The organism is Flavobacterium caeni (assembly GCF_900101895.1).
GTDB classification, from domain to species: Bacteria; Bacteroidota; Bacteroidia; order Flavobacteriales; family Flavobacteriaceae; genus Flavobacterium; species Flavobacterium caeni.
The window spans coordinates 1-16329 of record NZ_FMVF01000018.1 but is presented as its reverse complement, the minus strand read 5'-3'; the positions used below and the strand labels follow the sequence as shown (position 1 = coordinate 16329).

Annotated in this window: 10 protein-coding genes and 1 rRNA gene; 8 read left to right on the top strand and 3 right to left on the bottom strand. The window is 50.5% G+C overall.

Annotated features, from left to right (window positions below; translation table 11 throughout):
* Nucleotides 1–31: 31 nt before the first annotated feature.
* Nucleotides 32–1744: a gliding motility lipoprotein GldJ gene (gene gldJ, locus BLP55_RS14335; RefSeq protein ID WP_091145987.1), complete on the bottom strand. Its 1713-nt coding sequence runs from the start codon at nt 1742–1744 to the stop codon at nt 32–34.
* A gap of 212 nt (nt 1745–1956) precedes the next feature.
* Here gldJ and porU point away from each other — a divergent pair, with 212 nt between their 5' ends.
* From porU to BLP55_RS14305, 6 genes are all read left to right on the top strand, one after another.
* Entirely contained in the window at nt 1957–5790 is a 3834-nt protein-coding gene (porU, locus tag BLP55_RS14330) for a type IX secretion system sortase PorU (RefSeq protein ID WP_091145984.1), read from the top strand.
* A 38-nt stretch (nt 5791–5828) separates the two neighbouring features.
* Nucleotides 5829–7028: a type IX secretion system outer membrane channel protein PorV gene (gene porV, locus BLP55_RS14325; RefSeq protein ID WP_091145982.1), complete on the top strand. Its 1200-nt coding sequence runs from the start codon at nt 5829–5831 to the stop codon at nt 7026–7028.
* 69 nt (nt 7029–7097) lie between these two features.
* Nucleotides 7098–7580 carry a cytidine deaminase gene (cdd, locus tag BLP55_RS14320; protein WP_091145979.1) on the top strand — a complete coding sequence of 161 codons (483 nt, stop codon included), beginning with the start codon at nt 7098–7100 and terminating at the stop codon, nt 7578–7580.
* Nucleotides 7581–7909: 329 nt separating this feature from the next.
* Complete coding sequence (gene pdhA / locus BLP55_RS14315) at nt 7910–8908, top strand: pyruvate dehydrogenase (acetyl-transferring) E1 component subunit alpha (protein ID WP_091145976.1); 999 nt, start codon at nt 7910–7912, stop codon at nt 8906–8908.
* Nucleotides 8909–8914: 6 nt separating this feature from the next.
* Nucleotides 8915–10567 carry a pyruvate dehydrogenase complex dihydrolipoamide acetyltransferase gene (locus BLP55_RS14310; protein WP_091145972.1) on the top strand — a complete coding sequence of 551 codons (1653 nt, stop codon included), beginning with the start codon at nt 8915–8917 and terminating at the stop codon, nt 10565–10567.
* A gap of 82 nt (nt 10568–10649) precedes the next feature.
* Nucleotides 10650–12509 carry a hydrolase/aminopeptidase gene (locus tag BLP55_RS14305; RefSeq protein WP_091145968.1) on the top strand — a complete coding sequence of 620 codons (1860 nt, stop codon included), beginning with the start codon at nt 10650–10652 and terminating at the stop codon, nt 12507–12509.
* Between the two features lie 107 nt (nt 12510–12616).
* Here BLP55_RS14305 and BLP55_RS17060 read toward each other — a convergent pair whose 3' ends face one another.
* Nucleotides 12617–12919, bottom strand: coding sequence for a hypothetical protein (locus BLP55_RS17060; protein ID WP_170826882.1), 303 nt, complete (start codon nt 12917–12919; stop codon nt 12617–12619).
* Nucleotides 12920–13270: 351 nt separating this feature from the next.
* On the opposite strand from BLP55_RS17060, the gene BLP55_RS14295 reads away from it, so the two are divergent.
* Nucleotides 13271–14239, top strand: coding sequence for a hypothetical protein (locus BLP55_RS14295; RefSeq protein WP_139149687.1), 969 nt, complete (start codon nt 13271–13273; stop codon nt 14237–14239).
* Between the two features lie 47 nt (nt 14240–14286).
* The gene (locus tag BLP55_RS14290) at nt 14287–15453 is read left to right on the top strand and encodes a carboxypeptidase-like regulatory domain-containing protein (protein WP_139149685.1); all 1167 of its coding nucleotides are present in this window, start codon (nt 14287–14289) and stop codon (nt 15451–15453) included.
* A 697-nt stretch (nt 15454–16150) separates the two neighbouring features.
* Here BLP55_RS14290 and rrf read toward each other — a convergent pair.
* Nucleotides 16151–16260 (bottom strand): 5S ribosomal RNA (gene rrf, locus BLP55_RS14280).
* Nucleotides 16261–16329 lie beyond the last annotated feature (69 nt).

Below are 16329 nucleotides of genomic sequence, written 5' to 3'. Positions count from 1 at the left end.
TCGAAAGGGCTTTTATGGAATATCTTGAAAATTAATTTCTTGGTCTTTTCTTTTTGTCGGCTTTAGGACCAACCCTAGACATCGCGCAACGGAAGCCGATGTAATCGGTGGCCATATCCTGCGGGAAGTATCTTCTTTGGGCCGGATCGAGCCAGTAGGCACGGTCTCTCCAAGAACCTCCTTTGTATACGCGGACGTTGTCGTTGATGAGCGTGGTACGCTTGGCCGACTTGTCGTACTTGCGAATCATATTGCCCAAACTGTCGGTCGTTACGTTGTGTACCGGTGAGTCGTACATACGTTGCGTGTCTTTTTGCTTGCCGGTTTCGTCGCCTTCTTCAGACGATCCGAACTTGAAGTAACGCGTAGACTGTTTGTCACCATCGCGGTAGTTTCTGTTGTCGGATTTGTCGAAGTTCTGACGCAAATAGGTTTCTTTCTCGTCGACCGGAACCTGAGCGATTTCGCCCGGATAGTTTCTGGCAACGATCTTACCGTTGGCCAACGTATCGAACACTTGTGTTTCGGCGGTTACGATTTCGACCTTGCCATCTTCGCCAATTTTGTTCTTGGTGTAGATGTTACCACGGTAGTAGTTGAAGTCACTCGCTTCGTCGTCTACGATTGGACGGTAAACGTCGGCAACCCATTCGGCTACATTACCAGCCATATCATACAAACCAAAGTCGTTTGGCGGGTAAGACTTGACTTTGTTGGTGATGTCGGCACCGTCATCAGACCAGCCTGCGATTCCACCATAGTCACCTTTTCCTTGTTTGAAGTTGGCCAATTGGTCGCCGCGAACCTGACGCTTGCCCGAACGGGTGTAGCTACCAGACCACGGATATTTCTTTTGTCCTTTGTAGATGTTGTACTCGCGTTGTCCTACATCGGCAGCAGCGGCATACTCCCACTCTGCTTCGGTTGGCAAACGGTACTCAGGCAAGATCAAGCCCGATGTACGCTGTGCGTAAACGTTCTTAGGCTCTTGTACGTTACCATCTTTATCTGCTTTTCCTGGCTTGGCTTTCGAGTTTCTGCGTCCTTTGAGTACGATTTCTTCATCGCCGCCCATGGTTTTGGTTGGCGCAGCCAAATAGGTTTCGGTGCTGAATGTCTTGTCGGCAGTGGCCGCAACTTTGGCATCTTTCTTCAAGTAACCTTGTTGCTCGAGTGTGTTTTCGTTGACACGGTCGGTTCTCCATTTAGAGAATTCGACGGCTTGGATCCAGTTGACACCTACTACCGGATAGTTCGCATAGGCCGGGTGACGCAAGTAGTTGTTGGTCATCGTTTCGTTGTAACCCAAACGGTTTCTCCAAACGAGCGTATCGGGCGAAGCGCCTTCGTAAATATTTTTATAATTCTCCTGATCTGGCGGGAATACGCGCTTGAGCCAGTCAAGGTATTCCATGTACATGAGGTTGGTCACCTCTGTTTCATCCATATAGAAGGACTGTACGTGCTGTTGGTTTGGCGAGTTGTTCCAATCGTGCATCACGTCGTCTTGAACTTTACCCATAGTAAATGTACCGCCTTCTACCATCACCAAGCCAGGACCTGTAGCCTGCTTCTTGAAGTTGGAAGCGTACTGAAAACCACCTTTTTTGTCGTTGATTTTCCAACCCGTCGCACGCGATGAGTTCTTAGAGCTGGATCCTTTGCTGCAACTTGTCGCAGTCAATCCAAACGCTATCACCAGTGATAGTAAGAGTTTGCCAGCCATAATCTTGTTTACTTTCATACGTTTAGTAGGTAATAAATTTCGTGGCGCAATATAACAATTAACCTTTACATTGCAACTACTTTTTACAAATAAAATTAAAATAGCCCTTTGTTTACAATGATTCCTTGAGCAACAACGCGAAATTAAAACAAATATTATTCGGTATGACGCGAATTAATTATTTTTACTCCCCCGTAATAATTCGCGGGCAAAGGCGTTAGTTATATCTGATGAAAAAAATTTTAACATTCTTTTTGGCGTGGTGCGGCGCCGTGGCATTGGCCCAAAACCGGGGCTCGGTCACGCTTACGTGGTCGGACAAGACCGATGCCGTGTATGGCGAGCGCAAAATCAACATCCCGCAATTCAATCCCGAGAATTTCGATTACAACGGATCCAAAAAGGAAATCCAATATTGGCTACGCATCCCGTTGACCGCAGCGATAGACGAGAATTCGCTCCAAATTACCGACGTGGTCTTCGAATCGATTACCGCCGCACAATTGGGGGAACTATCGGTTGCGGCCATCCCCAATAAGATTGTCGCCAAAATCAACAACCGGCAGTCGCGCGACAAATTTTCGGCGGTGCTCTCGCTTACTCCTATTATAAAGGACGGCACCGGTTACAAAAAAGTCAAGTCGTTCACTTATTCATTCAACGCGAGTACGGCGCGTGTCCTGACGCCCAATACACCGAACATCATCAGCAATTCGGTATTGGCTTCGGGCGAATGGTACCGTTTTTATGTGGTGCAATCGGGTGTTTACTTAATTAATAAGGTGTTCTTGCAGCAATTGGGCATCAACCCCAACATCATCGATCCGCGCAAGATAAAAATATACGGCAATGGCGGCCGCATGGTTCCGCTGGCCAACAGCATCCCCTATCCCGAAGATTTGACCGAAAATGCGATCCAGGTTTCGGGCGAATCCGATGGCTTTTTCCACGACAACGACTATGTGCTGTTTTATGCCGAAGGCGTCGACAACTGGAACGAGGAAAGCCAAACACACAACAACCTTTATTCGGACAAGTCCTATTATTACATCAACGTGCAAGGCGCCGACGGCAAACGCATCCAGCCGATGCTCCAGCCTTCGGGAACCGGAACCCCCGTCACGATGTTCGACGACCGCGCATTCCACGAAAAAGACCTTGTCAATCTTGTCAGGCTCGGCAGACGCTGGTTTGGCGAGGAATTCGACATCAACAACGAACAACAATTTACGTTCTCCATCCCGAACATCGTCACGACCGAACCCACCAACCTTAGCGTTTATACCGGAGGCGTGTCGCTGGCGGTGACCAATTTTGCGGTTGCGGTAAACAGCCAGTCGGCGGGCAACATTCCGCTCAACGCGACCACCGATGCCATGCATGCCACGTTCGGCACGCTGAACACCGCCATTACAGCTGCCGAAAACCTGACGGTCAAACTTACCTATAACAACAACGGCGTACCCAATTCGAAGGGCTACCTGGATTACATCGTCATCAATTCCAAGCGATTCCTTCGTGGCTATGGAAAACAATTCCGCTTTCAATACAACCAATCGGCGTCGAGCATCGGCATAGGCGAATACCAGCTGTCGAGCGCGGGCAACATCGGCCAGGTGTGGGACATCACCGATATTTACAACGCCACCAAGGCCGAAAACACGGGTCAGCAAAACTTTTCGTTCAAAGCCGATTTCGGTGAGTTGCGCAAATACGTCGCGATCGACTTCAACGATTTGTATTTGCCGCTTTTGGATACGCAATCGCGCGTGTTCAATCAAAACCTAAAGGGCAACATCTTCAAAAACGCACAGGGACAAATGCAGGACGTCGACTACCTGATTGTCTCGCCGGCCATCTTTACCCCGCAGGCCGAGCGGCTTGCCAACTTTCACCGCAACTATTCGGGATTGAACGTAAAGGTTGTATCGCTCGAAAGCATCTACCAGGAGTTTTCTTCGGGCAAGCAAGACATTGGCGCGATACGGAATTTTGTCAAATACGTCTACCACAACGCGCCCAACGGAAGTAAAGTCAAATACCTCAATTTGTTTGGCGACGCTTCGTTCGATTTCAAGAACCGCGTGTCGATTTTCTCGAACTGGGTGCCCATCTACCACGCGCTGTACAGCTATACTAGCGACCGCGAAGCCTTTTGTTCGGATGATTTCTTCGGGCTCATGGACGACAGCGAAGGCTATGTAGATGCCAACCAGGGCGAAGCCGATATTGCCGTCGGACGTATGATTGTGAGCTCGAACCAACAGGCCGACGAAATGGTCAATAAGGTGATCGACTACTACGACCTGCGCTCGTACGGCAACTGGCGCAACAATTATGTATGCATTGCCGACGACCCAAGCCCAGATACAGGCGACAACCAGCTCCAGTTCCGCCAGAACAAACTGGCCGACCGCATTACACAGGAGAAGCCGTTCATCAACGCCACCAAAATCCTGACCGATTCGTACCAGCAAATCACCTCGTCGGGCGGGTTCCGTTATCCCAAAGCGCGGCAGGATATTTTCAACGCGTTCGAAAGGGGCGCGCTCGTGTTCAATTACCTCGGACACGGCGGCGAGGATGGACTCGCGCAGGAACGCATCTTCGAAAAGAACGATGGCCAAAGCATGAACAACCGCTTCAAGTATCCGTTGTTTGTGACAATCACTTGCGAATTTTCGCGTTTTGACAACCCGTTCAGGCCAACGGCGGGCGAATATACCTACCTCAATCCGCGCGGCGGGGCGATTTCGATGATCACCACCGTACGCGCCATCTTGCAGGGTACAGGCCAAACCTTTAACGACATCCTGGCGCAGTATCTTTTCTCTTACGGTTCAAATGAGTATGTTTCGATTGCCGAAGCGCTGCGACAAGCCAAGAACGCCAGCAACCAACAAACCAGCATTGTTTTTTATTTGGGCGACCCGGCACTGATGCTGGCCATTCCTAAACCCAACATCCGTTTGACCGAAGTAAACGATGTGCCGATCACTGGCGCGATAGACGACCTCAAAGCGTTGTCGTATGTCAAGCTCGAGGGCGAAGTCGTGGACGAAGCGGGGAATCCGATGCCTACCTACAACGGCGAGTTGGCCGTACAGATTTTCGACAAGCAAATTACCCGCACCACCTTGCGCAACGACAACGCCGACGCCTTGACCGACAGCGGAACGGCGCCCGTTATGCCGTTCGTGACCTTGGGCGAGACCATTTTTCGCGGCAACGCCAGCGTAACCAACGGTGCTTTTGAATTCGGGTTTGTGGTGCCGCGCGACATCACCATCAACGTGGCGCCGGGACGCGCGAGTTTTTACGGCAAACGCGGACAAGTCTTGCTCGACAAAACCGGGTACGACACCACCATCAAAGTGGGCGGTATCAACGAAAATGCGCCTGCCGACAACATTGGGCCTACGGTGCGGCTGTACATGAACGACACCAATTTCGTGTCGGGCGGCATCACCAACCAAAATCCGTTGTTCCTTGCGTTTCTGGAAGACGAAAACGGCATCAACACCGCCAGCGGCATCGGGCACGACATCGTGGCGATCCTGGACGGCGACGAGAGCAATCCGTACAAACTCAACGACTATTACGAGACCGAGCTCGACAACTACAAGAAGGGCAAAGTCAACTATCCGTTCCGCAACCTCGCGCTCGGATTGCACACGATCAAGTTCATGGCTTGGGATGTGTACAACAACCTCGTGACGGCCGAGATTACGTTTATTGTCGTGGGCGACGATTCGATTACGATCAGCAACGTGCTCAATTACCCGAATCCGTTTGTCAACTATACCCAGTTCTGGTTTACGCACAACAAACCGTTCGAGCCGCTCGAAGTACAGGTACAGGTGCTCACCATCACCGGAAAAGTCGTCTGGACGCGCAACCAAACGGTCACCACCGACGGATTCCTGTCGCGCGAAATCACCTGGGACGGCAAAGATGATTTTGGCGACAAGGTGGGGAAAGGCGTTTACGTGTACAAACTCACGGTCAAATCGATGGTCACCAACACCAAGACACATAAATACGAGAAACTTGTTATCCTTTAAGAAAACACTATATTTGTCCAATTATTTAAAATTTCAGAATGAAAAAAATTGCAGTTTTAGTTCTTTGCTTATGCGCCGTTCAGCTCTCCAAGGCACAGGAAGATGGTAACCGCGTGATCACCACGGGCGTTCCGTTCTTGCTCATTTCTGCCGACGCGCGTTCTGCCAGTATGGGCGACCAAGGGGTGGCCACGGCACCGGATGCGTTTTCCCAACAATACAACCCGGCCAAATATGCGTTCGCCAGCGACAAGTTTGGCGGCGCGATCAGCTATACCCCCTATTTGACCGACATTGTCAACGACATTTCGTTGGCACAGCTCAACTTTTACAACCGTTTCAACGAACGTATGGCGTTTGCCGCCAGTTTGCGTTATTTTGGTTTGGGCGAAATCGAATTGCGCGAAACCTATGACGAAGTGCCGCGCATTGTCAAGCCGAATGAATTGGCGCTCGACGTGTCTTACTCTTTGAAATTGAGCGACTATTTTGCGATGGCTGTGGCCGGACGTTACATCCGATCGAACCTGCGCATCCCCGATGAAAACAACGACGCCAAACCGGCCAGCTCTTTTGCGGTAGACGTGGCGGGTTACTTTCAGTCGGAAGAAATCGCATTCAACGAATTCAACGGTAAATACAAACTCGGTTTCAACTTCCAGAATTTGGGTCCGAAGATCAGTTACGCCAGCGACGACAACGACAACAACTCGAACTTTTTGCCGGCCAACATGAAATTGGGTGGTGCGTTCGACTTTATCCTTGATGACTACAACAAGGTGACCCTCAACGCCGAAGTCAACAAACTGCTCGTCCCGACACCGCAGGAAATCAACTATGTCGATTTGGACGGTGACGGCGAAATCAGCGATACCGAAAGGGCCGCAGCCAGAAACAAAAACATCCAGGACTACCAAAGCATCAGCTGGACTTCGGGTATTTTCGAATCTTTCGGAGATGCACCGGACGGGTTCAGCGAAGAACTCAAGGAATTTACGTGGGCTTTGGGCGCCGAATACATGTACCAGGAATCGTTTGCCTTCCGATTGGGCTACTTCAACGAAAGCGCCGAAAAAGGAGCCAGACGTTTCTTCTCGTTGGGCGCAGGGTTCAAATACAACATTGTCAAGGTAGACGTGTCGTACCTGTTCTCGGCATCGAAAGTCAAAAACCCGCTCGAGAATACGTTGCGTTTCTCGCTGAGTTTTGCCTTCGGAGACAAATATGACGATTACTAGCAGTTGATCAACTTAAATAAAGAATCCAAATTTCCCTGTGAGATTTGGATTTTTTTTCCCTTGTAACCTATGAACGAGATTACCCTCCAAACCAAATTTTCGGTCTACGAAAGTACCGCCGAGCTTCCGTCGGACATTCAGGATTTAATGGCCAAGGCGGTCGCCATACGCAAACAGGCCTATGCGCCCTACTCGAAGTTTCGCGTAGGGGCGGCGCTGTTGCTCGACAACGGCCAGGTCGTTTTGGGATCGAACCAGGAAAATGCGGCGTACCCGTCGGGGCTTTGCGCCGAACGTACGGCCATTTTCCATGCGGGCGCCAATTATCCCGAAGCCAAGATCGTCAAGATGGCTATTTCTGCCGCCTCGGACACCAACCAGACGACCGCCCCTATTCCGCCGTGCGGCGCTTGTCGTCAGTCGATTGCCGAGTATGAGTTCCGTCAGGATTTGCCGATCGAGATTTATTTCATGGGCGAAACGGGCAGCATTTACAAATCGAATTCGCTCAAGAATTTGTTGCCGCTGACCTTCGACAAGAACTTTTTGTAAGGATACCGCCGGAAATAGAAAAGTACAGTTTTTCTGTAAGGATGGTATTGGCAATAGTCGTATCTTGGTGCCAGGGAAGGGGGCATTGGAAGTATACCCCAACAAAATTATCCGATACGGCAGCTACAGAAAATCTGTATATTTTGTTAAAGTTTTCCAATCGATTTCAATTCAATCAACCGCGTCGGAGTATTATCGCGTCGTAACAAAATTTTAAAATTTTACAGTTTTATTTCCGCCCAAGAATCGCTACTTTTGCTTGTCGCAAAATGACGTGTGAGGAAACCGTTTTGCGTGGTATCAAAATATTAGCTGAAAAACAAACACCAATGAAAGAAGTAACAAGAGAAGTTTATTTGAAATGGTATGAAGACATGCTGTTTTGGAGAAAATTTGAAGACAAGCTAGCCGCGCTCTACATCCAACAAAAAGTAAGGGGATTTCTTCACCTCTACAATGGCCAGGAGGCCGTCCTCGCCGGTGCTTTGCACGCGATGGATTTATCAAAAGACAAAATGATCACCGCTTATAGAAACCACGTCCAACCGATCGGGATGGGTGTGGATCCAAAAGCCGTCATGGCCGAATTGCTCGGAAAAGTGACCGGAACGTCCAAAGGAATGGGCGGTTCGATGCACATTTTCTCTAAAGAGCACGGATTTTACGGCGGACACGGCATCGTAGGGGCGCAAATCCCGGTAGGTGCGGGTATCGCCTTTGCCGACAAATACTTCGACACGGGCGGCGTGACCCTGACCTATTTTGGCGACGGCGCAGCACGTCAAGGCTCGCTCCACGAAGCGTTCAACATGGCGATGTTGTGGAAATTGCCCGTGGTTTTCATCGTCGAGAACAACGGTTATGCAATGGGAACTTCGGTTGAAAGAACGGCCAACCACACCGACATCTGGAAACTGGGTCTCGGCTATGAAATGCCTTGCGGACCGGTAGACGGCATGAACCCTGTAAAGGTGGCCGAAGCCATGGACGAAGCCATCCAGCGTGCGCGTCGCGGCGACGGACCTACGTTCCTCGAAATGAAAACCTACCGTTACCGCGGACACTCAATGTCCGATGCGCAATTGTACCGTACGAAAGAGGAAGTCGAAGAATACAAAAAAATCGACCCGATCACCCAAGTACTCGACATCATCAAGGAAAACAAATACGCCACCGATGCCGAAATCGAAGCCATCGACGAACGCGTCAAGAACTTGGTGGACGAATGCGAGAAATTCGCCGAAGAATCACCATTCCCAGAAGCGCAACAGTTGTACGACGTCGTTTACGAACAAGAAAACTATCCATTCATCCCACACAGACTTTAATCGATTATGGCAACAGTAGTAACCATGCCACGCCTGAGCGACACCATGACCGAAGGCACCGTCGCCACCTGGCTCAAAAAAGTAGGCGATAAAGTAAGCGAAGGCGACATCCTGGCCGAGATCGAAACCGATAAGGCGACGATGGAATTCGAATCGTTCAATGCGGGTACGCTTTTGCACATCGGCATCGAAGCGGGCCAAACCGCGGCCGTCGATTCGTTGCTGGCCATCATCGGCCAAGAAGGTGAGGACATTTCGGCGTTGATCAGCGGCGGTGCTGCGGCACAACCAAAAGCCGAAGCGCCCAAAGAAGACGCCCCAAAATCTGAAGATAAAAAAGACGAAACCCCAAAGGCCGACGCTCCTGCCGCGAGCGCCGCTTTGCCGCAAGGTGTGGTTGTTGTCACGATGCCGCGACTCAGCGACACGATGACCGACGGCACCGTAGCCAAATGGCTCAAAAAAGTAGGCGACAAAGTTTCGGAGGGTGATATTTTGGCCGAGATCGAAACCGATAAGGCGACGATGGAATTTGAATCGTTCAACTCGGGGACGTTGTTGAAAATTGGCGTCAACGAAGGCGAAACCGCACCGGTAGATTCGCTATTGGCGATCATTGGCCCGGAAGGCACCGATGTTTCGGGTGTTACTGCAGACGCGCCAAAAGTTGCGGCACCAAAAGCGGAAACAACAGAAGCCAAACCAGCCGACGCGTCGAAAGAAGAAGAAACCGTCAATGTGGTTTCTGACGGCAAACGCATCTTTATTTCGCCATTGGCCAAAAAGATTGCCGAAGAGAAAGGTATCAATATCGCACAAGTCAAAGGCTCGGGCGAAAACGGACGTATCGTCAAAGCCGATATTGAGAACTTCACTCCTGCCGCCGCTGCACAACCTGCCGCGTCTGTTGCCGCACCGCAAGCCGCTGCTCCAAAAGAAGCCACCGCTCCGGTTCGTCCGTTTGTACCTGCCGGTGAAGAATTGGCCGAGGAACACAAAAATTCTCAGATGCGCAAAACCATCGCACGTAGATTGGCCGAGTCCAAATTCACCGCGCCGCATTACTATCTCACGATCGAGGTCGCGATGGACGATGCGATGAAATCACGCGCGGTCATCAACACCATCCCGGATACCAAAGTGTCGTTCAACGACATGGTCATCAAGGCATGCGCAATGGCGCTCAAAAAACACCCGCAAGTCAATTCGCAATGGAAAGACGATGTGACGGTGATCAACCACCACGTGCACATTGGCGTGGCCGTTGCCGTAGAAGACGGACTGCTCGTGCCGGTGCTCAAGTTCGCCGACCAGATGGGACTCACCCAGATTGGTTCGGCCGTTAAAGATTTCGCCGGAAAAGCAAGAAGCAAAAAGCTGCAGCCGAACGAAATGGAAGGCTCGACGTTTACCGTATCAAACCTCGGTATGTTCGGTATTACTGAGTTTACATCGATCATCAACCAGCCAAACTCAGCGATTTTGTCTGTAGGCGCGATCATCGAAAAACCGGTTGTCAGAAACGGACAGATTGTAGTGGGCAACACCATGAAAGTGACGCTGGCGTGCGACCACAGAACTGTCGACGGGGCTACTGGCGCTCAGTTCCTGCAAACACTCCGACAATACCTCGAAAATCCGGTGACAATGCTCGCTTAATTTTTGACGTATCCCATAAAACAATCCCGCCGGTAATCACCGAGCGGGATTTTCTTTTTATCTTAGGGACAAATTCCGAACGATGAAAAACTGGTTTGTATTGGCGTTGGTCGTATTTGTCGCGGCCTGTCAAAAGAAAGAAACGACGATTGAAACGGTCGTCAAAAAATCGACGTCAAAAGACACGCACACTTTTGCCCAGCCCGACAGCGCGGTGGTCAAACACCTCGACCTGGACATCAATGTAAATTTTGACACGCAAAAGATTTCGGGCAAAGCGTCGTGGACCATCGACAACAAAACCAAGGCATCTCGGATCATTTTTGATGCCAACACTCTGGCCATCTCGAAAGTGACGCTGGGCGACGACGAAAAGCCAACCCAATTCACCTTGGGCCCAGCGGTCGAATTCCACGGCCAACCGCTTCGAATCGACATTGAACCGACCACCACCAAGGTCAACATTTACTACGAAACGAGCAAAGAAGCCGTCGCATTACAATGGTTGCGCCCCGAACAAACGGCCGACAAGAAACATCCGTTCCTGTTCTCGCAAGGGCAGAGCATTTGGACACGTACCTGGGTACCTTGTCAGGATTCTCCAGCGATTCGTTTTACTTACGACGCCAAGGTTACCGTTCCGAAGGCTCTGATGGCTGTCATGAGCGCGGTAAATCCTGAGCAAAAAAATGACACGGGCGTGTACCATTTCAAACAGGACAAACCGATCCCTTCCTACCTGATGGCGCTTGCTGTGGGCGATATCGCGTTCCAATCGATCGACGCGCGCACAGGCGTGTATGCCGAACCGTCGGTACTGAAAAAAGCGGCATGGGAATTCGGCGAACTCGAGAACATGGTGCATGCGGCCGAAAAACTGTTCGGCCCCTACCGATGGGGTCGTTACGATGTGTTGGTTTTGCCGCCGAGCTTTCCGTACGGCGGCATGGAAAATCCGAACCTGACTTTCCTTACACCAGGCGTGATCGCGGGTGACCGATCGCTCACGAGTTTGCTTGCGCACGAACTCGGCCACAGCTGGAGCGGCAACCTAGTGACCAACGCCAGTTGGAACGACATTTGGCTCAACGAAGGCTTTACGACCTATGTGGAACACCGTATTGGCGAGGCGATCTTTGGTAAAAAAGAAGCCGATATGCAGGATGTGTTGAGCCGGAAAGTATTGTACGACAACCTAACCGACTACGGCCCGAACAACCCCTCGACTGCGCTTAAAGTCAATGTCGATGGGCAAAACGCCGACATTTCGCTGACCGACATTCCGTATGAAAAAGGATATGCGTTCCTGCAAGCGGTCGAGAAAGCCGTAGGACGGACGAAGTTTGACGCGTTCATTACCGAGTACTTCAATACGTATGCGTTCAAATCGATTTCGACGGATGAATTTTTGACTTATTTTAACGACAAACTTATCCGAGGCGATAAAAATCTGGCCGACCAGATCAAGGCCGAAGAATGGATTTACAAACCCGATGTGCCGTCGAACATCACCAAACCCACATCCGAAGATTTCGACCGCATCGATGCGATCCAAAAATCGTGGCGTCAAACGGGCACCAAAGGACTATCGGGCAAAATCAAATCGACTAACGAGAAGCAACATTTCATCGACTACTTGCCCGAAGATTTGACGACAGCAGAAATGGCCGCCATTGACAGCGAGTTTAATTTTACGCAAGGCGGCAATTTTGTCATCAAGCGGCAATGGTTTGTACAAGCCATCAAACACCAATACAAAGTAGCTTATCCTGCCATCGAACAATTCATGATGGCTACCAGCCGTACGGGTTCGCTGCATACGTTGTACAAGGAAATGGTCAAGACACCCGAGGGTAAGGTTTGGGCCAACCAGATTTTCGAAAAGGCGAAGACGGGCTATCATGCCACTACAGTACAGGATTTGCAAGCCACTTTGCGGTAGCGGGAAAATTGCCCTCCATAAAGCCAAATCCTCCATTTTTTAACGCTTGTATTCGTCGCAACTTTATTGTCAATAAGACATAACTAAAAACGGTAACGACGACACGTTTACAACCCATCAGTCAAGAAACTGCCGCTGGAAAAACCAAAGAATTGCTCAGCGCCGTACGGGGCATACTCGGTTCGGTTCCGAACATGATGCGCACGATGGCCAATTCCGAACGCCAAAGAACCCATCATCCTGCAAAATCTCAAGGATGCCATCGAGAACCATTTCAAGGCCTGGCATTCGCCGAGCCATAATGTCGACCGGCTCAACATTTCAGCCAACGCGCTGGCCAAACTGACCAAAACGCATTTCAACAAAACGCTGACCGACTTGATTTCGGCGCGCATCGTCGTCGAGGCCATGCGCGAATTGTATTTAACCAACAAAGCCGTCAAGGAAATCGCCTAGGAACTCGGATATGACGACGAACATTATTTCGGCCGGTCTTTCAAGACCATCGTCGATGTTTCGCCGCAGGTATATCGCGAGACGGTAGGTTTTGCGAAAGCAACGGCGGTGACGGGAATTTAATTTTTGGAACGACTGCATCGCACCGTCGCAACAGCACCCCATTTCTTATACAACACCCGAAAGAAAAGTTTAGGGAAAACACTTTTGTCGATTAGGGAAAAGGCTATCGCAACCGCCTGAGCCATTTCCTAGTTTTGAACAGGCCGATCATTCGTGTCCTGTCTATTTAAAAGTGATTCCTTATGAAACCAATACAAACATTATTGCGCTTCGTTCTTTTCCTATCATTGTCGGCCATTATTTGTTCGTGCGAAGCCGAACCTGAAAGCTACGACGACTATAATTTTGTTCCCGATCTGCCTTGCAATTACACGCAGTGGTCGGGCACCGGAAGCTGCAACTCCGGCTACTATCCGGTTTACAACAACACCTGCGCGCCAGAAAATTATCCGTTTTACAACACGGCCACCACGCTTTGCTACACCTCCTGCGAGGCGGCCTACAACGCCAATCCCGAAGGTCAAATTTTTCGGTACAACGAAAATGGCGGCGGCGGCGGTTCGTGCAATTACACCCAATGGACGGGTACCGGAAGTTGCGCGTCAGGTTATCATCCTGTATATACCAACGTGTGCGCTCCGGTTGGCTATCCTTTTTACAATACGGCCACCACGCTTTGCTATACGTCCTGCGAAGCGGCCTACAACGCCAACCCTCAAGGCCAAATTTTTCGGCATAACGAAAACGGCGGCGGCGGCGGTTCGTGCGATTACACGCAATGGACGGGGACGGGCAGTTGCGCATCGGGCTATTATCCAGTATACACCAACGTATGCGCGCCGGTTGCCTTTCCGTTCTACAATACCGCGACAAATCTTTGCTATGCCACGTGTAGTGCGGCTTTCAATGCCAATCCTGCCGGACAAATCTATCGTTCCAATGAAAACGGCGGCGGTGGCGGTGGCGACTCGCAAATTGTTTTTTGGACCGCGACGAGTCAGTACGGGCAAATCGATATTTACGTCAACGGAAGCTTCCGCGGCACAATCACGAATACCTACTCCGGCGCGCCATCGTGTGGCGCTGGCGGATGTGTCACGGTAACCATCAGCGGAACCGGAAACACTTGGTATGCCACCGCAGGAAACCATACGTGGAATTCTTCTGCATTGACTTTGACGTCGGCTTGCACGACAATGCAGTTGTATTGATCACGTACCTACGCCAACAAAAATGTTAAACCAACAAATCCAATTTTATGAAAACAAAATTCCTTCTTCTATTCCTTTTGGCCGTACAGCTGTTCTCGTGCAGCAAAGATGAAAACAACAACGATGATTACAGCGGCTTGCCCACCATCACCGTGAGCGGCAAAGTGGTAGATGAGAACAACGACCCCGTAGCCAATGCCGCGGTCAAAATCGACAATTCAGAAACCACCACGAACAGCCTCGGAGAATTCACGCTTGCGAGCGGCAGCGGCGACGGAAGCCGAAATTTCGCCACGATTAGCAGCGAAGGCAAGTTCGACGCCTACCGTGGTTTTCAAACCAAAGACGTGACCACGGTGATACTGCAAGTTACTTTATTGGGCAAAGGCACCGTCACCAATTTCGACACTTCGACCGGCGCCGTTATTAGCAACTCGGGGGGTAACGTCACGATTGGCGCCAATTCGATTATGAATGCGGACGGTAGCGCCTATGATGGAGCCGTTAAAGGATACTTGCGGATGTTGAATCCGAGCCAGCCCAATTTCAATCAATTGATGCAGGGCGGCGACTTCGCGGGCGTCAATGCATCCAACCAAACCGGGAGTCTAAAATCCTATGGTTTTTATGCTATCGAATTGGAGGATCCGAGCGGCAACCCGCTCAATTTGAGCAACGGATCTACCGCTGATTTCTCGCTTCCGTTAGCTGCGGCAGACGTTTCGAATGCGCCGCAAACCGTCAAACTGTGGTCGTTCGACAAAGTCAGCGGCATTTGGATAGAGGAAGGAACCGCCACGAAATCGGGCAACAAATACATTGGTAACGTATCGCATTTTTCAGAATGGAATTGCGACGATTGGATGTCTACCGTACAAATATCGGGCACCTGGACGTCTATTCCTGCCACGCAATGCAGCAACGGATTGGACGTCGTAAGCCCGGTATCGGCAAACGGCGCGTACATATTGGTTTACAACATGCCAACTGCCTCGAGCGGCACCTACGCCATCAATGAAGCCTGCGACAATTTACAAACCTGCAATCTGTTTGTCTTGTACATGGACGGACAAGGCGAAGTATACAGCTCGGCAGAAGGCTACATCACCAAGACCAGCAGCAATAGTTTTACCTACTCGTGTACGGTGGTGAGTGAATGTGGTTATTATGAAAGTCCAGTGGTCATTGGCCTTGTAGGAAGCGGAACGTATTGAGTGGTATTGAGTTAGGGCGTGACGGCGCGTTGGCGATTTTCTATTGTAGAGATTCGTCGGCGCGCCGTCGGGCTGTTCGCTGCAATCTTCGCTCATACTTCGCAAAGGATTTCCGCTTCCATCCCTCACGCAATCTGATGGCGAATCACGAGATCACAATAACCTTTGCGTTTCTTTGCGTATCCTTTGCATTGCTCTGTGGTAAAAACAAAAAATCCTTCATCTTTCGATGAAGGGTTTCGAAAGACCCGAGCCCGCAGGGCGAACCGGGCGGAGCCAAAGGCGGCGACCCCCGATAGCCATCTGGACTCCCACGAACGTTGGAGTCATACCGCTCCAATTGTTCGACCTCTGCGTTTCTTTGCGTATCCTTTGCGCTTCTCTGCGGTAAAACAAAAAACCCCATCATTTCTGACAGGGTTTTCAAAAGAAAGGCGGCGGCCCGAGGCCAACGGCCGAACTGCGCCGCACCCATAAAAAAAGAACCCCGACCTTTTCAGGTCGGGGCTCCACTAAGAAAGGCGGCGACATACTCTCCCACAGGATTGCAGTACCATCTGCGCAGGCGGGCTTAACTTCTCTGTTCGGGATGGATATGAGATATAGAGGAGGAAGCCCGGTGGGCTTCAGGTACACGGGCTTCAGCCCGCACAAAACAAAAAATCCCCATCAAGTAAATGATGAGGATTCTTCTTAAGAAAGGCAGCGACATACTCTCCCACAGGATTGCAGTACCATCTGCGCAGGCGGGCTTAACTTCTCTGTTCGGGATGGGAAGAGGTGAGCCCCGCCGCAATAACCACCTTAGGTTTTAAGTCGTAAAGCCTTAAGGTCTTAAAGTCGCAAGGCCGGTTGCCTTTATGACGTTTATGACTT

Excerpts from the sequence above, each read along its gene's own strand:
- gldJ (WP_091145987.1), bottom strand. The coding sequence starts at position 1,744 with ATGAAAGTAAACAAGATTATGGCTGGCAAACTCTTACTATCACTGGTG.
- porU (WP_091145984.1), top strand. The coding sequence starts at position 1,957 with ATGAAAAAAATTTTAACATTCTTTTTGGCGTGGTGCGGCGCCGTGGCA.
- porV (WP_091145982.1), top strand. The coding sequence starts at position 5,829 with ATGAAAAAAATTGCAGTTTTAGTTCTTTGCTTATGCGCCGTTCAGCTC.
- cdd (WP_091145979.1), top strand. The coding sequence starts at position 7,098 with ATGAACGAGATTACCCTCCAAACCAAATTTTCGGTCTACGAAAGTACC.
- pdhA (WP_091145976.1), top strand. The coding sequence starts at position 7,910 with ATGAAAGAAGTAACAAGAGAAGTTTATTTGAAATGGTATGAAGACATG.
- BLP55_RS14310 (WP_091145972.1), top strand. The coding sequence starts at position 8,915 with ATGGCAACAGTAGTAACCATGCCACGCCTGAGCGACACCATGACCGAA.
- BLP55_RS14305 (WP_091145968.1), top strand. The coding sequence starts at position 10,650 with ATGAAAAACTGGTTTGTATTGGCGTTGGTCGTATTTGTCGCGGCCTGT.
- BLP55_RS17060 (WP_170826882.1), bottom strand. The coding sequence starts at position 12,919 with ATGGCCTCGACGACGATGCGCGCCGAAATCAAGTCGGTCAGCGTTTTG.
- BLP55_RS14295 (WP_139149687.1), top strand. The coding sequence starts at position 13,271 with ATGAAACCAATACAAACATTATTGCGCTTCGTTCTTTTCCTATCATTG.
- BLP55_RS14290 (WP_139149685.1), top strand. The coding sequence starts at position 14,287 with ATGAAAACAAAATTCCTTCTTCTATTCCTTTTGGCCGTACAGCTGTTC.